The 21997-nt window shown below is 41.5% G+C and carries 18 protein-coding genes, 1 pseudogene and 1 riboswitch; of the genes and pseudogenes, 14 read left to right on the top strand and 5 right to left on the bottom strand.

What is annotated here, in order from left to right:
- The first annotated feature begins 116 nt into the window (after positions 1-116).
- From acnA to panF, 10 genes and pseudogenes are all read left to right on the top strand, one after another.
- Positions 117-2816: an aconitate hydratase AcnA gene (gene acnA / locus CH76_RS07630; protein ID WP_036144881.1), complete on the top strand. Its 2700-nt coding sequence runs from the start codon at positions 117-119 to the stop codon at positions 2814-2816.
- Positions 2817-2955: 139 nt separating this feature from the next.
- On the top strand, positions 2956-3939 hold the full coding sequence (locus CH76_RS07625) for a diaminopimelate dehydrogenase (protein WP_036144880.1): 984 nt from the start codon (positions 2956-2958) through the stop codon (positions 3937-3939).
- 164 nt (positions 3940-4103) lie between these two features.
- Positions 4104-5789, top strand: a complete 1686-nt coding sequence (locus CH76_RS07620; protein WP_051910281.1) for a methyl-accepting chemotaxis protein — start codon at positions 4104-4106, stop codon at positions 5787-5789.
- 371 nt (positions 5790-6160) lie between these two features.
- Positions 6161-7903, top strand: coding sequence for an ABC transporter ATP-binding protein (locus CH76_RS07615; RefSeq protein ID WP_036144877.1), 1743 nt, complete (start codon positions 6161-6163; stop codon positions 7901-7903).
- Positions 7900-9638: pseudogene (locus CH76_RS07610) on the top strand (ABC transporter ATP-binding protein). Before CH76_RS07615 ends, CH76_RS07610 begins: the two are co-directional and overlap by 4 nt.
- Positions 9631-10062 carry a hypothetical protein gene (locus CH76_RS07605; RefSeq protein WP_036144876.1) on the top strand — a complete coding sequence of 144 codons (432 nt, stop codon included), beginning with the start codon at positions 9631-9633 and terminating at the stop codon, positions 10060-10062. Before CH76_RS07610 ends, CH76_RS07605 begins: the two are co-directional and overlap by 8 nt.
- Positions 10041-10340, top strand: coding sequence for a GNAT family N-acetyltransferase (locus CH76_RS07600; protein WP_036144875.1), 300 nt, complete (start codon positions 10041-10043; stop codon positions 10338-10340). The genes CH76_RS07605 and CH76_RS07600 overlap by 22 nt, the downstream gene beginning before the upstream one ends.
- Positions 10341-10410: 70 nt before the next feature.
- Positions 10411-11514, top strand: coding sequence for an S-layer homology domain-containing protein (locus CH76_RS13480; protein ID WP_051910280.1), 1104 nt, complete (start codon positions 10411-10413; stop codon positions 11512-11514).
- 85 nt (positions 11515-11599) lie between these two features.
- Entirely contained in the window at positions 11600-11863 is a 264-nt protein-coding gene (locus tag CH76_RS07590) for a YhdT family protein (protein ID WP_036144874.1), read from the top strand.
- Entirely contained in the window at positions 11863-13311 is a 1449-nt protein-coding gene (panF, locus tag CH76_RS07585) for a sodium/pantothenate symporter (protein WP_200877341.1), read from the top strand. Before CH76_RS07590 ends, panF begins: the two co-directional genes overlap by 1 nt.
- A 90-nt stretch (positions 13312-13401) precedes the next feature.
- On the opposite strand, the gene CH76_RS07580 is transcribed toward panF, so the two are convergent.
- Entirely contained in the window at positions 13402-14442 is a 1041-nt protein-coding gene (locus CH76_RS07580) for an NAD(P)/FAD-dependent oxidoreductase (RefSeq protein WP_036144891.1), read from the bottom strand.
- 223 nt (positions 14443-14665) lie between these two features.
- Here CH76_RS07580 and CH76_RS07575 point away from each other — a divergent pair, with 223 nt between their 5' ends.
- Positions 14666-15250: a GTPase domain-containing protein gene (locus CH76_RS07575; RefSeq protein WP_051910279.1), complete on the top strand. Its 585-nt coding sequence runs from the start codon at positions 14666-14668 to the stop codon at positions 15248-15250.
- On the top strand, positions 15234-16343 hold the full coding sequence (locus tag CH76_RS07570) for a GTPase (RefSeq protein ID WP_036144872.1): 1110 nt from the start codon (positions 15234-15236) through the stop codon (positions 16341-16343). Before CH76_RS07575 ends, CH76_RS07570 begins: the two co-directional genes overlap by 17 nt.
- 17 nt (positions 16344-16360) lie before the next feature.
- Here CH76_RS07570 and CH76_RS07565 read toward each other — a convergent pair whose 3' ends face one another.
- Positions 16361-17287, bottom strand: coding sequence for a bile acid:sodium symporter family protein (locus CH76_RS07565; RefSeq protein ID WP_036144871.1), 927 nt, complete (start codon positions 17285-17287; stop codon positions 16361-16363).
- A 45-nt stretch (positions 17288-17332) separates the two neighbouring features.
- Entirely contained in the window at positions 17333-17707 is a 375-nt protein-coding gene (locus CH76_RS07560; RefSeq protein ID WP_036144869.1) for a nucleotide excision repair endonuclease, read from the bottom strand.
- A gap of 110 nt (positions 17708-17817) precedes the next feature.
- A riboswitch (SAM riboswitch) is annotated at positions 17818-17909 on the top strand.
- A 72-nt stretch (positions 17910-17981) separates the two neighbouring features.
- Between CH76_RS07560 and metA the strand changes: the two genes are divergently transcribed.
- Positions 17982-18890, top strand: a complete 909-nt coding sequence (gene metA / locus CH76_RS07555) for a homoserine O-succinyltransferase (protein WP_036144868.1) — start codon at positions 17982-17984, stop codon at positions 18888-18890.
- A gap of 43 nt (positions 18891-18933) precedes the next feature.
- Here the strand turns inward: metA and CH76_RS07550 are convergent, their stop codons facing one another.
- Positions 18934-19221: a HesB/YadR/YfhF family protein gene (locus CH76_RS07550; RefSeq protein ID WP_036144867.1), complete on the bottom strand. Its 288-nt coding sequence runs from the start codon at positions 19219-19221 to the stop codon at positions 18934-18936.
- A 10-nt stretch (positions 19222-19231) separates the two neighbouring features.
- On the bottom strand, positions 19232-19837 hold the full coding sequence (gene plsY / locus CH76_RS07545) for a glycerol-3-phosphate 1-O-acyltransferase PlsY (protein ID WP_036144866.1): 606 nt from the start codon (positions 19835-19837) through the stop codon (positions 19232-19234).
- 205 nt (positions 19838-20042) lie between these two features.
- On the opposite strand from plsY, the gene parE reads away from it, so the two are divergent.
- Entirely contained in the window at positions 20043-21995 is a 1953-nt protein-coding gene (parE, locus tag CH76_RS07540) for a DNA topoisomerase IV subunit B (RefSeq protein ID WP_304412723.1), read from the top strand.
- Positions 21996-21997: the final 2 nt, after the last annotated feature.

Below are 21997 nucleotides of genomic sequence, written 5' to 3'. Positions count from 1 at the left end.
TAAAATATAAAATTAATGTAATTTACTTATGTCGCAAAATCGGGTATCATAGGTGTTGGAGGAAAGTAGCTGAGACATCAGCCTTTTCAATAAGAATTATTAGGGGGAAACCGTAAATGGCAAATTTACACAACAGCCGCGCTTCATTTGATGTAAACGGCAAAACGTATAACTACTTCCGTTTAGGCGCAATCGAAGAAGCAGGTATCGCAAAGGTATCAAACCTTCCTTACTCAATTAAAGTATTATTAGAATCAGTTTTACGTCAATATGATGGTTATGTAATTAATGAGGCTCACGTTGACAACTTAGCAAAATGGGGTAAAGACGCTGACGCAGAAGCAGAAGTTCCTTTCAAACCATCTCGCGTAGTATTACAAGACTTCACTGGTGTACCAGTAGTAGTTGACTTAGCTTCATTACGTTCAGCAATGAAAGAAATGGGCGGAGATCCAGCTAAAATCAACCCAGCTATCCCAGTTGACCTTGTAATTGACCACTCTGTACAAGTAGACAAGTATGGTAACCAAGCAGCTTTACAAGCGAACATGGACTTAGAGTTCGAACGTAACGCTGAACGTTATAACTTCCTTAAATGGGCGCAAACTGCTTATGATAACTTCCGCGCTGTACCACCTGCAACAGGTATCGTACACCAAGTTAACTTAGAGTATCTTGCACCAGTTGTACACGTTTACGAAAATACTGACGGTACTTTCGAAACATTCCCAGACTCAGTAGTAGGTACTGACTCACATACGACAATGATCAACGGTCTTGGCGTACTTGGATGGGGCGTTGGTGGTATCGAGGCTGAAGCAGGTATGCTTGGTCAACCATCTTACTTCCCAATTCCTGAAGTAATCGGTGTTAAATTAACTGGCGACCTTCCTAACGGAACAACAGCTACTGACTTAGCACTTAAAGTAACTCAAGTTTTACGTGCTAAAGGTGTAGTAGGTAAATTCGTAGAGTTCTTCGGTCCTGGCGTTCCACAATTACCATTAGCTGACCGTGCTACAATTTCAAACATGGCGCCTGAATATGGTGCTACTTGTGGTTACTTCGCAATTGACGAAGAATCACTTAACTACATGCGCTTAACTGGCCGTGACGAAGAGCACTTAGCAGTTGTTGAAGCTTACCTTAAAGCTAACGACATGTTCTTTGATCCAGCATTAGAGCCTGTATACACTGACGTAGTAGAAATTGACCTTGCTGACATTGAGCCAAACCTTTCTGGCCCTAAACGTCCACAAGATTTAATTCCACTTTCAGAAATGCGTGCACGCTACAAAGAAGCAGTTACAGCGCCAATGGGCGTACAAGGCTTCGGTTTAACTGAAGATGAGTTCGCTAAAACATCTACAGCTAAATTCGCTGAAGGCGACGTAGAAATCCCAACAGGTGCAGTAGCAATCGCTGCTATTACATCTTGTACAAATACATCTAACCCATACGTTTTAATCGCTGCAGGTCTTGTAGCTAAAAAAGCGGTTGAGTTAGGCATGGAAGTTCCTAAATGGGTTAAAACTTCTTTAGCACCAGGTTCAAAAGTTGTTACAGGTTACCTAGAAGATTCAGGTCTTCAAGAATACCTAAACAAAATTGGCTTTAACACTGTAGGTTACGGCTGTACAACATGTATCGGTAACTCAGGTCCTTTACTTCCAGAAATCGAAGACGCGATTAAAGATAACGACTTATTCGTAACTTCTGTACTTTCTGGTAACCGTAACTTCGAAGGCCGTGTTCACCCACTTGTAAAAGCTAACTACCTTGCTTCACCACCATTAGTAGTAGCATACGCATTAGCTGGTACTGTAGACATCGACCTACAAACAGATGCTATTGGTAAAACAGCTGACGGTAAAGATGTATTCTTCAAAGACATCTGGCCTGCAACTGAAGAAGTAAACGAAGTATTAAACAAAGTAGTTACTCGTGAATTATTCCAAAAAGAATATGAAACAGTATTCACTGCTAACGAAGCTTGGAATGCAATTGAAACGTCAACTGAATCTCTTTACACATTCGATGACAAATCAACTTACATCCAAAACCCACCATTCTTCCAAGGTCTTGCAAAAGAGCCAGGCTCAATCCAAAGCCTTGACAACATGCGTGTAATCGCTAAGTTTGGTGACTCAATTACAACTGACCATATTTCTCCAGCTGGTGCAATCGGTAAAGATACACCTGCAGGTAAATATTTAATCGAGAATGGCGTTGCGATTCGCGATTTCAACTCATACGGTTCACGTCGTGGTAACCACGAAGTAATGATGCGCGGTACATTCGCTAACATCCGTATCCGTAACCAAGTTGCTCCAGGTACTGAAGGCGGCTTCACTACGTACTGGCCAACTGGCGACGTAGAGTACATCTACGACGCTTGCATGAAGTACCAAGCAGACGGCACTGGCTTAGTAGTATTAGCTGGTAACGACTACGGTATGGGTTCTTCACGTGACTGGGCTGCAAAAGGTACTAACCTTTTAGGCATTAAAACAGTTATCGCACAAAGCTACGAGCGTATTCACCGTTCTAACCTTGTAATGATGGGTGTTCTACCTCTTCAATTCATGGCTGGCGAATCTGCTGAAACTTTAGGCTTAACTGGTAAAGAAGAAATCTCTGTTAACATCGCTGAAGGCGTTAAACCTCGTGATATCCTAACAGTAACTGCTAAATCTGAAGACGGTACAGTTAAAGAATTCAAAGCTTTAGCTCGTTTCGACTCAGAAGTAGAAGTAGACTACTACCGTCACGGTGGTATCCTACAAATGGTTCTTCGCGCGAAAGCTGCAGAATAAGCAACCAATTAAAGAAGAGCTGTCCTTTATGGACGGCTCTTTTTTTGTTTAAAAATACAGAAATTTTTGTATTCTGCGCATAAAGTATTGTGAATTTTTTGTATACACCGTATGATACTAACGTAGAGGAGGCGTTAAGATGAGTAAAATTAAAGTAGGCATTGTCGGATACGGCAATTTAGGTCGCGGTGCAGAGCAGGCGATTACACAAAACGATGATATGGAGCTAGTGGCAGTATTTACACGTCGTGATCCTTCAAGCGTAGCTATTGCGACAGATAGCGCGCAGGTTTGCCATTTAGATGAGGCCGTACAATTTAAAGGTGAAATTGACGTAATGTTATTATGCGGTGGCTCAGCAACTGATTTACCAGAGCAAGTACCTGCATTAGCTAAGCACTTTACAACAGTAGATAGCTTTGATACACATGCTCTAATCCCAAAATTCTTTGATGAGGTGGATGCTGCTGCGCAAGCAGGTGGCAATGTATCCGTTATTTCAGTGGGTTGGGACCCAGGTTTATTTTCATTAAATCGCTTACTAGGCGAAACCGTACTGCCACAGGGCGAGACATACACATTTTGGGGTGAGGGCTTAAGCCAAGGTCACTCTGATGCTGTACGACGCATTGAGGGCGTTAAACGCGGTGTTCAATATACATTACCAATCGAAGAAGCAGTTAACCGTGTGCGCAACGGTGAAAACCCAACGCTTAGCACGCGTGAAAAGCATGCGCGCGTTTGCTATATTGTAGCTGACGAAGGAGCGGACCAAAAGGTTATCGAAGAAACAATTGTGACAATGCCAAACTACTTCGCAGATTATGATACTACGGTTCATTTTATTGATGAGACAACGTTCGAAGCAGAGCATACAGGCATGCCACATGGTGGTTTTGTCATTCGTAGTGGTGAAAGCGCACAAGGAGACAAGCAGATTGTCGAGTTTTCATTAAAACTTGGTAGTAACCCTGGCTTTACCTCAAGCGTACTTGTAGCATACGCACGTGCAGCTCACCGTTTAACGCAAAAAGGTGCGACGGGTGCACATACCGTATTTGATATTCCATTTGGTTTATTATCACCTAATGACCCTGCAGAACTTCGCAAGCGTTTATTATAAAATTTTTAGCATATTACCTCGTGTAATGTGCTTTTTTTGTGTCTTTGTTTTATGGTTATTTTGTAAACATCCGTAAATGTATTGAATTAATATACCTAATAATGTTAAATGAAGTTATAGGTACTTTTTCATACATTTTGTTCAATGAGAGGATGCAAAAGCGGATGTCATTACGTATTAAACTGAACGCGCTAGTCATGTCATTTATTTTACTTATCAGCTTAATTTTAGGCGTAGTAACCTATATACAGTCTGACAAACTTATGCGAAACAGTTACGAATCAAGCGTCACTAAGCTTTCTACATTAGGCTATAGCTTGCTTGACGCAAAGCTACCAGGTGACTGGTCAATTAAAAATAACGAGCTTTATAAAGGCACAGAAAAAATGACCGACCATGTTGATATAATCGACGATCTAGGCAAACAAATGGACGGTGGGGTTACGGTCTTTCAAGGGACTAAGGGATTAGTAACCAATTTACAACTTGAAGGCAAGCGCCTAACAGGGAAGGATGCCGACCCTATTGTGATTGAGGCCGTTATGGCTCATGGCGAGACCTTTGTAGGCGAAGCTGATGTTGTAGGCACTAAATACTTAACACTCTACACCCCTATTAAAAATGCTGAAGGTGAGATTATTGGTATGTGGTTCGTTGGCGAGGGTATTGACGAAATCCGCGGAGTACTGATTAGTTTCATTACAAAAATTGTGCTGATTATGCTTGTTGTACTAGCCATTGGTTTTGTGGTGAGCTCACTATTAACAGCGCGCATCATTAGCCCGCTCAGCCGCATGAAAGAACAAATCCAAACCATTGCAGCAGGTGAGGGCGACTTAACCAAACAGCTTGATAGTACGTCAAAAGATGAGATTGGCGAAATGGCTCAAAGTTTTAATCAAATGCTTACTAGCCTACGCACAATGATGACACAAATTGCACAAACGGCAACGACGGTTACTACTGCATCACAAAGTTTAACAACAAGTGCCTCGTCTACTTCTCAGGCAACTGAGCAAGTTACGACTACGATGCAACAAGTCGCAGGGGGTGCAGAGCAATCTGTAACGAGTATTGCAGAGAGTGTAACTGCCCTGCAAGAAATGGCGATTGGTGTACAACAAGTTGCCGAAACTACCTCAACCATTTCAGATGCTACAAGCGTTACAAGTGAGGAAGCACAAGAAGGTAACGAAGCGTTAAATCGCGTGATGCACCAAATGAGTGCAATTAATACCTCATCTAATGAAGTTACCAAAGCGATTGGTAAATTAGATGAGCAATCCATTGAAATTGGTGCGATTGTTGAAGTTATTACAGGCATTGCTGATCAAACTAATTTACTCGCGTTAAATGCGGCAATTGAAGCAGCGCGTGCGGGTGAGCAAGGTAAAGGCTTTGCCGTTGTAGCAGATGAAGTACGCAAATTAGCGGAGCAATCTAAACATTCTGCTGACCAAATCTCACAATTAATTGGGCATATCCAAGCAGATACTACTTCTGTAATCCAAGCAATTGAGGGTAATGCACGTGAGACAGCAGCAGGTATGAAGGTCGTGGTGGAAACACAACAAGGCTTTGCTAAAATTAAAAATTCGATTGATAATGTTAACACACAAATCCATGAAGTATCAGCCGTGACAGAACAAATGTCTGCAGGTGTAGAAGAAATTACCGCATCTACAGAAGAAGTCTCACGTATTTCTGGTACGATTTCTGATAACATGATTCATGTTGCATCTGCTTCTGAGGAGCAGTTAGCAGCCATGACAGAAATTGACGAGGCCGCAAAAGAAATGGCTCGTATGTCTGCCGAATTACAATCATTAATCAATCGCTTCACTTATTAAAATGAAAGGGGTAGTGCTAAGGCGCTACCTCTTTTTTAAAAATAGATTGACAATTTTCAAAATATTGTGGTAGCCTAAGGGAGCATTATAAAACGAGGAGGTAAGGGACATGACAAACATCACAGCACACACAACTACGAAACTTCATACACTTACCACACGTTTATTACTCCGTTAAATTACAGATAGGATAGGTGTGGAAGCTTATCCTTTTTTACGGCGCATGCTCTAAAAGAGTATGCGTCTTTTTTATTCGTTTTTTCGGAATAATGCTAAAAATAAGAGAAGGAGTGCGTGTTATGAACATCACAGTACAACGTAAAACATTACAAAAGGAATCTACAGACGACGGTTAGTGAAGGAGCAAATGTATGTTTGAAGTATTAAGGAAGCTCAGTTGGTTTTACAAAGCCTCATGGAAAAAGTATACGATCGCCGTATTACTACTTTGTATTGCCAACGTTTTAGGGATACTACCACCCTTATTGGTAGGTAAAACGGTAGATGCCATTCATCAAGGTACACTGACACAAGGATATTTAACACAACAAATTGTCATTTTAGGTATGGCAATTATTGTGATGTATAGTGTGAGCTTTGTGTGGCAATACCAATTATTTAGCGGGGCTAACAGCTTAGAGAAGCAATACCGCTCACGCTTAATGAAAAAATTTTTAGCGATGACGCCCTCTTTTTACGAAAAAAATCGTACAGGGGACTTAATGGCGCGTGCTACAAATGATTTGACTGCAGTAGCTGATACGGCAGGCTTTGGGATTTTAACGCTCGCAGACTCCACCATTTATTTATTAACGATTATTGTGACGATGGGGCTTATGGTGTCATGGAAGCTAACATTACTCGCGATTTTACCACTACCTATCTTAGCGTTTGCGATGAAGGTGCTAGGTAAAAAAATACACGAGCGCTATATGAAGGCACAAGCAGCGTTTGGTGAAATGAATGATGGTGTACTAGAAGCAGTTGAGGGCGTGCGCGTTGTACGTGCCTACGTACAAGAGCGTGACATGGAAGCGCAATTTGCCCAAATGACGGAGGATGTATACCAAAAAAATATTCAGGTTAAGCGTATTGAGGCGCTATTTAACCCGCTTACTAAAATTGTCACGACACTTAGTTATATGATTGGGCTTGGCTACGGGGCAGTACTCGTTTCTCGTGGTGAAATGACCGTTGGTGGACTTGTGATGTTTAACGTTTACCTTGGCATGATCGTATGGCCAATGTTTGCGATTGGTGAGCTTATTAATGTTATGCAAATGGGCAATGCCTCACTTGACCGTGTAGAGGAAACCCTCAACACTAAAGAAGTAGTCGTTGACCCAATGGACACTATCCTAACAGGTGCACCACAAACGATTGATTTTACTAACCTTGCGTTTACCTATCCACAATCTGACCGTGTAAACTTAGCGGCTATTAATTTGCGTATCGCACGTGGCGAAACCATTGGCGTTGTAGGTAAAACAGGCAGTGGTAAAAGTACATTTGTTAAACAGCTACTACGTGAGTACCCAAAGGGCAGTGGTGACCTTGCCTTTGGTAACCATACAATTGAAGCCTACGCTAAATCACAAGTACGTGATTTGATTGGTTATGTACCACAAAGCAATGTGCTATTTTCACGTACCGTACGTGAAAACATTTTATTTGGTAAACCTTCTGCTACAGAGGAAGAACTACAGGAAGCTGTGCGCCTAGCAGACTTTGACAAAGATGTTGAGCGTTTACCTGAAGGCATGTACACGCGCGTAGGTGAAAAGGGTGTAGCGTTATCAGGCGGGCAAAAGCAACGGATTTCTATTGCACGTGCTTTAATTCGTGAGCCAGAGATTTTATTATTAGATGACGCGCTTTCAGCAGTAGATGCTAAAACCGAAGCACGTATTATTACTAATATTCGTGAGGTGCGTGCGCATAAAACAACAATCATCGTTACGCACCGTCTTTCTGCCATCCAACACGCAGATACCATTATCGTACTAGAGGATGGCAAAATTATAGAGCAGGGCACACATGCATCACTGCTTGCGCTAGGTGGTTGGTATAAAGACCAATATGACCGCCAGCAACTAGGGGAGGTGACGTCATGACAACGACACAGCGTTTAATCAAGTACGCCCTTCTGTATAAAAACACATTACTACTCGGTATTTTTTTATTACTGATTGCCGTTGCAGCGGATGTATCAGGACCATTTATTGCAAAAAAAATTATTGACGAACATATCGTGGATGCTACGACAATACAAGCAAGACCGTTAATTATGCTACTTGGGCTGTTTTTCGGCTTAGCTATTATTGCCGCTATCTTCCGCTACTTTCAAGCGTTGCTACTACAAAAGGGCGCAAATCGTATTGTGCAAACAATCCGTAATGATGTATATGAGCATGTTCAAACTTTACCGATTCGTTATTTTGATAATTTACCAGCAGGAAGGTAGTATCTCGTATTACGAATGATACGGAGACCATACGTAACTTATTTGTCACAGTGCTCGCTAACTTTGCGGCAAGTGGCATGACGATCATTGGCATTTATATTGCGCTCTTTATTTTAGATTGGCGCATGGCAATGATTGCGCTACTGCTTATCCCAGTTTTACTTGTTTGGATAGTGCTTTACCGCAAAATTGCATCTAAGTATAACTATATCGTACGCAGTAAGCTTAGTGATATGAACGCACGTATTAATGAAGCCATTCAAGGTATGACGGTCATTCAAGCTTTCGGGCAAGAAGAAAAAATGCTAAAAGAGTTTGAGGACAGTAATGAGGAGCACTTCCGCTACCAAAATAAGCTCCTAATACTTGACTCAGCCACTTCACATAACTTGGTAGATACGTTACAATCACTCACTTTAATGGCGTTTATTATTTACTTTGGTAATCAAGCACTAGGAGCTGAGAGCGCCATTTCTGTTGGTTTACTATACGCTTTTGTGGATTATATTACGCGTATTTTTAGCCCTGTGATGGGGATTGTTAATCAGCTACCTCATTTAGAGAAGGCTAAAGTTTCGGCTGAGCGTGTATTTGAGCTCCTTGACGAAACAGGCGAGGCAGTAGATGACACAAAGTTACCGCGCTATGAAGGTAATGTACGCTTTGACCACGTATGGTTTGCCTACAACGAACCCGAATACGTCTTAAAAGATATTACCTTTGAAGCAAAAAAAGGTGAAACAGTGGCACTTGTAGGACATACAGGCTCAGGTAAAAGCTCTATTATGAATGTGCTCTTTCGTTTTTATGACCCTACCAAGGGGCAAATTACGATTGATGGTAAGCCAATTACAGCAAGCTCACGCCAAGCCATCCGCCAACATATGGGCATTGTATTACAAGACCCGTATTTATTTACAGGCACGATTGCGTCTAATATTAGCTTAAATGACCCACGCATTACGCGTGACAAAATCGAAGCAGCACTAACAGCAGTAGGTGGCGAGCGTGTAATTCAGACTTTACCAAATGGTTTAGACGAACCTGTAATCGAAAAGGGCAGTACGCTTTCAGCAGGGCAACGCCAGTTAATTTCCTTTGCGCGTGCACTTGCCTTTGACCCTGCGATTTTAATATTAGATGAGGCAACGTCTAATATTGATACTGAAACCGAACAAATTATTCAGCATGCGATGGATGTACTAAAACAAGGGCGCACGACATTTGTGATTGCCCACCGTCTATCTACCATTAAGCAAGCGGATAAAATACTTGTACTAGAAGCTGGCGAAATCGTAGAGAGTGGCTCACATCAAGCGCTACTTGCTCTTGATGGACGCTATGCCGAAATGTACAAGCTACAGGCAGGTGAAAAACATGATTGATTTTTGGTCCGTTAATCGCTATGGCACTGTTACAACTTGTACAGCGCGCTATAACCGCTTTATAGACAACGAAATGCCCAGCCGCTTCGATAGTAACGGTATGCTCATTAAAGAAAATATAAGTATACCCACGTTAGAAGCACTGGCTGCAGAACAACTACAAACACAAGCACATGCTAAATTTGTATTTGCACCTGAAGTAAATGTCCCAAGTTTAGCAGGCTTTACACTAGGCGAGTTAGAGGTGTATGAGCTCGTTGCACCGCAATTTAGAGTAAATGAAGCCGTAGAAGTACGCTTCGTTGACACTACAACGCAGGCTGACTTTTTACGTATTAAATATGAGGATGCACTTGCTTTTGGCGAACAATACGCTAAGGAACGTGACAGCTGCTACGCCGTGTGCTTACAACGCAAGAGTTAACAGCTGTTATCGCTTACCTTGATAACGAAGCGGTTGGTGCAGTGGAGCTGATTGTACAAGATACAATAGCTGAGCTTGATCAATTTTTTGTTAAGCCTGCGTATCAGCGTCGTGGCATTGGTAGTACCATACAGCACTTTATCGAAACTAAATACCCATTTCACGTGATTTTTTTAGTGGCAGATGCTGACGATACCCCGCGTAATATGTACCAACGCCAGGGCTATGAGCACCGCACTACCTTTTATGAACTAGTCAAACAGTCCCCTTCTTTGTGAGGGGCTGTTTTTTTATGCGTAAATCAGATATCATAAATTGGTAAAGAAAATAAATTTTAGGAGGATGAACATGAAGAAATTATACGGGGCAGTGCTAGCCTTCTTACTAGCCTTTGCTTTAACTGTAACACCTGCTAGTGCGAGTAACTTTAAAGACATACCGACTAACCATTCATTAAAAATTGAAATTGATTACCTTGTTCAGCAAGGTGTGATTGGAGGTTATCAAGACGGTACGTTTAAGCCGAATCTTTTCATTCAAAAAAAGCATATTGCGAAAATGATGGCTAAAGCACTCGATTTACCAAAAAATAATTTAAAACACCCTAACTATAAGGACGTTAGCCGTAACCACCCTTATTACGAAGACATCGCAGCACTTTATACAGCAGGTATTTTTAGTGACGCGCCTTACTTTAAACCTGACTCTTACATCTCACGTGCCTTTATGGCTAAAATACTAGCGGAAGCCTTTGACCTAAAGTCTATTGCACAAAACTCCGTTACGTATAAAGATGTCAATCAAAGCAACCCTTTTTATCGCTATATTCAATTAGTATCAATGAATCAAGTAGCGACAGGGTATACACATGGCTATAATGATATGAGTTTCCAACCAAATAAAATATTAACACGCGCACACTTCTCAGCCTTTTTAGCACGTGCTATGACATTAAAAAAGGATACTTATACGCCTAACCCATCTTATACGTACTATTACGATACAGGCTCATCTTCTCAAGAACGCCTTGTCTTTGAGTCTAATAATAGCGGAAGAGATAATATTGTAGAGACTTTTTGGAAAAGCTATCAAGGGTCTGAAGTTGGGAAGCGCGTATATAACGTACGTGATGGACAATGGGCTTATGGTATACCAAACACTGGTATAGGGACATTTATTCCTCACCCTTTCACAATAGGTGTGAAGCGTGATACGTTAAGATCTAATGGTTATTCAAACGAAAAAATCGAAGTACTTGAAACTAACGCTACCATTAAAGTAGGAAAAACAACATTTGATAATGTAGTTGTTATTCAAGAAACAACTTTAAATAACAATGGTTCATTAAATGCTATTAAAATATACCTTGCGCCAGACTATGGAGTTATTGGTTCTTCTTCAAACCGTACTAATAAATTCTTGCAATCATTTAGTCAACGCGTTGCACGTTAACTACCAAGAGCCGCTTCCTTTGTGAAGTGGCTCTTTTCTTTGCCCTCCCTTATTAGTACAATAAACAAATAAGGAGGGGGATGTTTTGCAGGATAAACGATTTAAAGTGGCTAATCGTGAGGCGCTTATTGGGGTAGGGCTAGTTGTGATTAACTTTGCCATTTGGTTTGGCTTTGCTTATGGGCTAGGGAGTGGCGATCCAACAGCGTACAGCTATGTACTAGGCTTCCCTGCTTGGTTTTTTTATAGCTGCATGGCAGGCACGATTTTTATGATAGTACTATTATGGTTTGTTATTAAAGTCTTTTTTAAAGATGTACCATTTGATGATGAGGAGGATGCACAATGATTCATTGGCAAGTCATTGTACCACTCGTCCTTTTTCTTATTGTAATATTTATGATTGGCATTTGGGCCAATCGCAAGGTACGCACGACTGACTCCTTTTTACAGGAATATTTTTTAGGTGGACGCGAAATGGGTGGCTTTATTTTAGCCATGACGATGATTGCCACTTATGGTAGCGCAAGTAGCTTTATTGGCGGGCCTGGGGTAGCGTATACCAAAGGCTTAGGCTGGGTGTTGTTAGCGATGGCACAGCTACCCGCAGGCTACTTTGTTTTAATGGTACTTGGTAAAAAATTTGCGATTATTGCGCGCAAGTTTCAAACCATTACCTTAATTGACTTTTTACGTGTACGTTATAAAAGTGATTTCATTGTCATTATGTCCGCAATTGCGATTATTGTCTTTTTATTTTCATCTATGATGGCACAGTGGGTAGGCGGTGCGCGCTTAATCGAATCATTAACAGGTCTTAGCTATACAACCGCACTCTTTATTTTCGCTAGCTCCGTACTTATCTATGTCGTTATTGGTGGTTTTAGAGCCGTAGCATTAACAGATGCCGTACAAGGCTCCATTATGGTCATTGGTACGGTAATTTTACTCATTGGTACGATTATTGCGGGTGGTGGTATTGACGCGATCATGAGTGCCCTCGTTGCCGAAAACCCTAACTTTATTTCGCCTTACGGAGCAGAAGGTGAACTAACTCCGTTATATGTATCCACCTTTTGGATTTTAATTGGGGTGGGCGTAGTGGGGCTACCTCAAATTGCGGTACGTGCGATGAGTTATAAAGATGCTAAAAGTATGCATAGCGCAATTTTAATTGGCACAATTGCTATTGGTACAATTATGTTTGGTATGCATTTAATAGGTGTACTTGCGCGCCCTGTATTACCAGGTGTGGAAATTGGCGATAAGGTAATGCCGCTTCTTACACTCAAAGTACTACCGCCAGCTGTTGCAGGTTTTGTACTTGCGGCTCCTATGGCAGCAACGATGTCTACCGTAAATGCGCTACTCATTTTAGTTAGCTCGACTGTAGTAAAAGACATTTACTTAAATTACATTAAGCCTGAAGCAAGTGATGCTCAAATTAAAAAGGCGAGCTTCATCGTAACAACAACCATTGGCTTAACCGTCGTGTTTTTTGCGATGAACCCACCTGATCTTATTGTATGGCTTAACCTTTTTGCCTTTGGTGGGCTTGAAGCGGTATTTATTTGGTCCGTAGTACTTGGGCTATATTGGCCAAAGGCTAACCGTTACGGGGCCATCGCCTCTATGATAACAGGGATGACCCTCTACATTGCGATAGACCGACTAGCACCTCATATTTTTGGGATGCATACTGTAACGCTGCCTATCCTCAGTTCACTTGTCGTTTTTGTACTTGTGAGCTTAGCAACCCATCATAAAGTAGCACATGAACCAAACTGGTTAGAGTAGAGATTGACATACGTCAGTCTCTTTTTATATGTATACAGCGCTTTAAAAAACCAGATGTCGTTAACTTATCGACATCTGGCTAATTAAAGCTTAAGCATTAACTAAGTATTTTTTTAAGACCTCTTTATTTTTTTCCTTAAACACTTCATTATGACTTGATACACGCCCGTTATCATACGCTTCTGGCTCAATATACTTTTTAGCTAAGTTAGCCGCATTCGCGCCGTCATTAAATGCGCTCGCAATTAAATGTACCTTTGCCTCATGCTTTAAAATATCACCACAAGCAAAAATGCCATCTACTGAACTACGTGCGTTACCTTGACCTTGAATATAAAAATCATCATGGCGGGCTAAACGTACTGTCGCATTATCCACCAAAGCAGAGTCGCGGTTAAAGCCGTGGCTAATAATTACTTCGTCTACTGCTAGCACTTCTTCTGTGCCATCCTCTGTACTTACAAGCACAACCTCTTTGATTTTTTTACCACACTCATCGCCAACTAATTGCTTAATCGCCGTTAGCTTTTTCTCTACAACGCCAAGTGCCGCAAGCTCGTCCTTCATATGTTCATGCCCCGAAATCTCGTCCTTACGGTAACAAAGCGTTAAGCTTTTGGCGTGGGGCGCAAGATCAGCTGCCCAGTCCAGTGCCGCATTACCAGCACCAGAGATTAACACATGTTTATCCTTATACTTTTGTACAGACTGCACGACATAATTAAGGTTCGCTACCTCATAGCGCGCTGCACCTTCAATATCAAGCGTCATTGGCTTAATAATACCGCCACCTACAGCAATAATAACTGCCTTTGAGTGAAACACTTCACCACTCTCAGTTTCTACAACAAAATGTTGCTCCTCTAGCTTTTTAATATCAATTACGCGCTCATTTAACTTAACCTCAGGGGAGAAGTGCAACCCTTGAGCTACAATATCTTGGATTACTTCATAACATGGTTTAGGTGCTACACCACCAATATCCCAAATGATTTTTTCGGGGTAAACGTGCATTTTACCACCCAATTTATCTTGAAACTCCACAATTCGTACGCTCATACCTCGTAAACCGCTATAAAAACTAGCAAACATCCCTGCAGGGCCGCCGCCAATAATTGTAATATCCTTCATGTTTTCCATGTTGTTGTCCTCCTAGTAATACCGCAATCTGTTCTGCCTCTACCTTAACGCAAATGAAAATCATTATCAACACAATTGAGAAACAACTGATAAAAGTCCATAGCCAAACGTTTACTTTTAGCGCCATTCATTATATGTTTAACAGTAGAGGGAGAGGGGCATTTAGGAGTAGATGGCCTGCCTTAATCTTACGAAAGTCTATAGGAGGGATTGGATGGCAAAGCAACAACACTTCCATATTGTAGTGCTTGGACAAACAGGTGTGGGGAAGTCTGAGCTCATTAATTACCTCACCAATGAGCCGCTTCGCGCAACAGGCGCAGGATTGCCTGTAACAGAGAAAGGCTTTCATGCGCTAGATACCAAGATAGAAGATATGGTAGTAACCATTACCGACGCATGGGGCATTGAGCAAGGGCGCTTAGCAGAATGGCAGAAATCCTTTAACAAATTTCAAAAAAATCATAGCATTGACCTTGTGTTGTATTGCATTGATGCAAGCACAGCGCGCGTACAGGCAACGGATCAGCACATCATAACTGAAATGACACAAACCTTACCTGTGATTGCTGTATTAACAAAGGCAAACACACTAACACAGCAACAAATTTATGATATGGCACAGCTTATACCATGTCGTACAATAGCCGTAAATAGTAAGGCAGAGCGCTATTTTGACGGTACAGCAAGCACTAGCTTTGGTCGCGAGCGTGTTATTGATGCCATACGTACATACTACCAAGCACCAACACAAAAACGCCGCTTTTTAGGAGGGATTCGATTTGGTAAAAACAAGTGATGTTATTGTTAATCAAGCAGTAGAAAAAGCGATGGAAGGCTTTTTAGAGGAACAGGGCAAGACTAATATATTAGTCGTAGGGGCAACAGGCAGTGGTAAAAGTACGCTTGTTAACCATGTATTTGGTGTAGACTTTGCGGCTACAGGTGTAGGTACACCTGTAACACAGGCAACAACGAAGTACGAAGTTGAGGATTTTCCGATTACGTTATTTGATACCAAAGGTTACGAGGTTGCAACAGAGGAGCATGAGCGCTTTATAGCCGAAATGGAAGGCTATATGAAGGATGCTACAAAGCATATTGAGCAACAAATCCATATGGTATGGTACTGCATCCCAGCAAGTGGGCATCGTATTACACCGATGGATATTGCGATGTTAAAAAAATTCCGTGCTACAAACAAACCCGTTTGTGTAGTGTTTACTAAAGGCGATATTGCCTCTGTCGAAACAGTAGATGCGTTAATGAAAGTTGTTGCGGATGAAGGTTTTGCGAGTTTTGTAGTATCGCAAAAAATGCCGCTTCAGCTACCTAAGCTAATGGAGTGGACATATAACCATCTCGACACAGCAGTACGCTTTTCGTTTTTACGCGCGCAGCAAGTGAATGTTGAGCTAAAGCGTAGCGAAATTAATAAAGCCATTCGTCAGCACGCTACAGTATCCTTTGGCGTAGGTTTTACACCCATTCCCTTTGCGGATGGTCCGATTTTGCTTGCCAATCAGGGTGTTATGATTAACCGTGTGCTAAAGGGCTACGGCTTAGACGGGCTATTTGGCAACTTCGAAAACTTAATCGGCACGCTTGGTATTGGCGAGATTGTTAGCCAACTTGGTCGCTACCTAGTTGCACAAGTATTAAAGTTCATTCCAGGTGTAGGGACTATTGCTGGTGGTATGATTAACGGCTCTGTCGCTACTTCTATTACAATCGCGTTAGGCTTAACGGTTTCCGAAATTAGTTACCGCGTAGCACTCGCTAAGCTACAAGACGAAAATCTCGATGTCGAAAGCTATATGAAAAACAATATCCCAATTGACGAAATCAAAGGACTTTTTGAAAAGTTTGTAAAAGAAGAATTAAAAAAATAGGATGCCCACGCGGCATCCTATTTTTTAGTGAGTTTACTAAAACTCGAAGCCAATACTTGCTGAAACAACATACCAAACACTACTGGCATCGCCACTTTAGCAGGGAAGTAACTCGTCGCAATGACCACACCAACGGAAATATTACGCATACCGCCAATAAACATAAAGGTCGTCGCCACATCCGTTTGCTTTTTATAGAGCAAACGCCCCAGCAAATAAGCAAACGTATACCCTGTAACAGATACAACAAATACCGTAGCAATAATACCAACAAGCTCCCATGTTGGTTCTTTAATATACGGCGAAATCGCACTACCATTAATCAACACCACTGCAAAGAGTGCTAATTTCGAAAAAGGTGCAAGTGTAGGCGACCACTTTTGTTGAATGCGCCCTTTGGTCACTTCGTTTAAGATAATCCCAAGCAGCGTTGGCAACACAATCATCCATAATAAATCAACTAGCAGCCCCATCGTATCCACACTAATCGTTTCGCCTACAGTAATGTGTAACAACCCTGGCATAATAATAGGTGCAAGCAATGTATCAATCAAAATAATCGCCAGTGCAAGCGGTAGATTACCTTTACAAACAGATACCCAAATCACACTCGTTACCCCTGTTGGTACAGCTACCGCCATTACAAAACCAACTGTTAGCATAGCATCGTTAAAGAGCGTTGTAGCAATAATATACGCCCAAAGTGGCATTAAAATATGTAAAAAAACAATACTGAGTAAAATGGTTTTAGGGTAGCGTGCAAATACTTTAATATCACGCGCGCGCATACCAAGGCTACCAACAAAAGTCATAAAGGCAAATAATAACGGCACCATAAATAATAGTTGTTCGCCTACTTGATGTACCATCACACCTATAATTAAGCTAAGCGGCGTTAAAATGGCAATATATTTTTGAAGAAAGACATTTAGCTTAGCAATCATCTTATACCCTTCTTTCTGCAAAAAAAGATGCCCTTAGAGGACATCTTAATCGCGATAAAATACTTTATCAATATTATATTTTGCTTGTAGCGTGTTAATCGCATACGTTTCGTAAATTTCACGATCCATTGGTGTTTCAACTTCAAACACTTCAATTTTGTGAATTTCGTCACGGTGCTTCACCATTAAGCCATTGTCATTAAAATGCTTTTTAATGCGTTGACGTAATTTACGTGCTTTACCTACAAATAATAAATCGTTTTCTTTATTGAAGAACATAAAAATACCGCCTTTTTCGCGTGTAATTTTATCTAAATCAATGAAGCCATAGATTGGTGTAATTTCTACATCACCGTCTTGCAATTTTTGCTCGCGTTGACGAATTACTAAGTCTGGTTTTGGTAATTCAATTTTAATCATTTTTTCACGTCCTCATTCTTTACTAAAGGTATATGCTACCACAAATTTACGCATAAAGCTATGCATTGCAATAAAATACCCTGCATGCTATTATAGCAATAATCTAAATATTCTTATCGAGAGAAGCCGAGGGAAAGGCCCTACGACGCTTCAGCAACCTCTTGCCTAGGCAAGAAAGGTGCTAATTCCTATGAGATAAGAGAGCAAACAACCTTACTCTCATTCTCTAAAAGAATGAGGGTTTTTTTATTACTTAGGAGAGGAAGACTGCATAATGCCAATAAACATCCCTAAAAATTTGCCTGTCGGTGAGCACCTTCGTGCGGAAAAAATCTTTGCTATGGAGGCAGACCGTGCTTCTACACAGGAGATACGCCCATTAAATATTATCATTTTAAATTTAATGCCCGAAAAGGAGAAGGCGGAGCTACAGTTGTTGCGCTTGCTAGGCAATACACCGCTTCAGGTGAACATTACCTTTTTAAATACGGCGACCTATGTGTCAAAAAATATTAGTAAATCGCATTTAGATGCCTTTTATACCACATTTGATGCTATTAAGCATAAGCGCTATGATGGCATGATTATTACAGGCGCACCTGTCGAAAAATTTGCCTTTGAAGATGTGGATTACTGGCCAGAGATGCAGCAAATTATGGATTGGTCAGAGACGAATGTTACAAGCGTACTGCACATTTGCTGGGGCGCACAAGCTGCACTCTACCACTATTACGGCATTGGTAAGTATGAGCTAGAAGAAAAGTGCTCAGGCGTTTATGACCATGTTATTACAGATTTTACCCATGACTTAGTGCGTGGCTTTAGTGACCATTTCACAGCACCGCATTCTCGCCATACATCTGTTTCTATCGATGAAGTACGCAACCACCCAGCGCTTGAGCTATTGTCCTACTCTGATGAAGCAGGTGTATTTATTGTAGCTTCTAAAAACCACCGCAATATTATGGTAACAGGGCATTTAGAGTATGATGCACATACCTTAGCTGAGGAGTATGCGCGTGATGTAGAGAAGGGCATGCATCCGCAAGTACCTGCACACTACTTCCCAAATGATGACCCAACACGTACACCGCAAAATACATGGCGTGCCCATACCCATCTTTTATTTTCGAACTGGTTAAACTACTATGTGTACCAGCTAACACCGTACGACTGGGCATAAAAAAAGTAAAACGTGAGCGTATCACGTTTTACTTTTTGTTTGGTTATTTATAAGCATACGCTAGCTCATCTAGCGCGGTATTTACAGATACATGGAGATCATGGTCATTAAAAAACCATAAGTCATCCTGCTCAATAAAGTACGTAATGTCATCAACTTGCTTTGTTACACCTGCATGTACAGGCTCATCACGCGTCATACCAAGCGAAAAACCTTCGTGAAAGGGACTTGATCCACCGTAGCGTGCATAAAAACGAATCGTGTCGCCCGCTTCAACTTCCATTTCTTCAATAAACCATTTTACGGCCTCATCTGTTACAATAATTTGCATGCTCTCACTCCTATAGCCATTTGACTTTTGGTTCTGTGCCGTCTTTAATGCGCTGAATATTGGCGCGGTGACGGTACATAATAAAGCTAAACAAAAAGAAAATTAAAATGAACAGCGCATAATCGCCTGTAACAAAATAATAAACGATACTGTAAATTAAAGCGACTGAAGCGGCTACCATAGAGGTAAGGCTCACAATTTTAGATAATTTGAGCGTTGTAAAAAATACAACAAACAAAATAGCAAACAAAATAGGGGCATAACCTAACACCACACCAGCTGATGTAGCAACTGCTTTACCACCGCGGAAACCTGCAAATACAGGGAACATATGCCCAGTTACTGCGATAATACCTAAAATGAGTGGGTGAACGCCTGTGTTTGCGAAGAACGGAATAAGGGGTAAGAGTACAGCAGCCGTCCCTTTGAGGACATCCATAATAGTGACCACAAGCCCAGCCTTTTTGCCGAGTGTACGAAATGTATTCGTAGCGCCTAAATTACCGCTACCATGTTCGCGTATGTCCGTATTAAAAAACAATCGTCCAATCCATAAACCTGATGGGATTGAGCCGATGAGATATGCACTAAGTAGTACAAGAATCGTGTTTACCATAGAAAACTCCTTTATTATGACGTGGTACTAAAATCTATTGTAAGCTACGGATGGCATTATGAAAAGGTGATAAGTGTAACTTCTTGCAGAGATTTTTGCTAAAATAGTGGCGGTATACGGATTTTCATTGACTAATGGTCATTGAGGGATTACGATTAATTGTAGGATTCAACAAGAACGAATGTTCTCTTTTGGAGGGATTTTTTTGACAAATAATTATAGTGATGATGATATTCAAGTATTAGAGGGGCTTGAGGCCGTACGAAAACGCCCAGGTATGTACATAGGTTCGACGGATAACCGTGGACTTCATCACCTCGTATACGAAATTTTAGATAACTCGGTCGATGAGGCGCTTGCTGGCTTCGGTAATCGCATCGTAGTAACAATTCATAATGACCAAAGCATCAGTGTGCGTGACTATGGACGCGGGATGCCTGTTGGTATGCATAAATTAGGTAAGCCTACACCAGAAATTATTTTAACGGTATTACATGCAGGTGGTAAATTTGGTCAAGGCGGCTATAAAACGAGTGGTGGTTTACATGGCGTTGGTTCGTCAGTTGTAAATGCACTATCTCGTTTTTTAACGGTTACCATTTACCGCGATGGGCAAATTTACGAGCAACGTTTCGAAAACGGTGGTAAGCCTGCCACTACGCTTGAAATCAAAGGTAAGACGCGTGAAACAGGTACGAACATTCACTTCCTACCAGATGACAGCATTTTTTCAACGACGAAATATAACTATGATACGCTAGCAGAGCGCTTACGCGAGTCAGCTTTTTTATTAAAGGGCTTAAAAATTGAGCTTATTGATGAGCGTGGCGACGAGGTTAAGCATGAAGTGTTTTTCTACGAAAATGGTATTGAAGCCTTTGTCGAATATTTAAACGAAGAAAAAGATACGTTGCACCCTGTGCGTTACGTTGAGGGCGAGCATCATGCGATCGAGGTAGAGTTTGCCTTCCAGTATAACGATGGCTATGCCGAAACCATTTTATCTTTTGTTAATAATGTGCGTACACGCGACGGTGGTACTCACGAAACAGGCGCAAAAGCGGCGATGACACGTGTGTTTAACGAATACGCGCGTAAAATTGGCTTATTGAAGGATAAGGACAAAAATCTTGACGGTGCTGATATTCGCGAAGGCTTATGTGCTATTGTATCTGTACGTATTCCTGAGGGGATTTTGCAGTTTGAAGGGCAAACTAAAAGTAAATTAGGTACATCTGAGGCACGCTCTGCCGTAGATACGGTAGTAGCGGAGCAAGTACTATACGTACTCGAAGAAAACGCCGAGTTATCCGCTTCATTGGTACGTAAAGCGATTCGTGCGCAACAAGTACGCGAGGCAGCACGTAAGGCACGTGAGGATGCACGAAGCGGCAAGAAAAATAAAAAGTCAACGCTCTTGTCAGGTAAATTAACACCTGCACAATCAAAAAATGCGGCAAAAAACGAGCTATATTTAGTTGAGGGTGACTCAGCAGGTGGCTCCGCAAAACAAGGGCGTGACCGTACTTTCCAAGCGATTTTGCCACTGCGTGGTAAAGTCATTAACACCGAAAAAGCTAAGCTTGAAGATATTATGAAAAACGAAGAAATTGCCACAATTATTCATACCATCGGTGCAGGCGTAGGTAGTGATTTTTCGATAGATGATGCAGCGTACGATAAAGTTGTGATTATGACCGATGCCGATACTGACGGGGCGCACATTCAAGTATTATTATTAACGTTCTTTTACCGCTATATGCGCCCATTAGTGGAAGCAGGTAAAGTATATATTGCACTGCCACCCCTTTATAAAATCAGTAAAGGTTCAGGCAAAAAAGAGGTTTTTGAGTACGCTTGGACAGAACGCGACTTAGAAGAGGCCATTGCACGCATTGGTAAAGGCTACGTCATTCAGCGTTATAAAGGTTTAGGTGAAATGAATGCACCGCAGCTATGGGACACTACAATGAACCCTGCAACACGTACATTAATTCGTGTACGTATCGAAGACGGCGCACGCGCAGAGCGTCACGTAACGACATTAATGGGTGATAAAGTAGAGCCTCGCCGTAAATGGATTGAAGCTAACGTAGATTTTGGTATGGAAGACGATGCCAATATTCTCGAAAACGAATTCATTAGTGAGGAGGACTAATT

The organism is Lysinibacillus sp. BF-4 (genome assembly GCF_000743635.1).
GTDB lineage: Bacteria > Bacillota > Bacilli > Bacillales_A > Planococcaceae > Metalysinibacillus > Metalysinibacillus saudimassiliensis.
The sequence above is the reverse complement of the archived record's forward strand: the minus strand, read 5'-3'. Positions and strand labels throughout refer to the sequence as shown.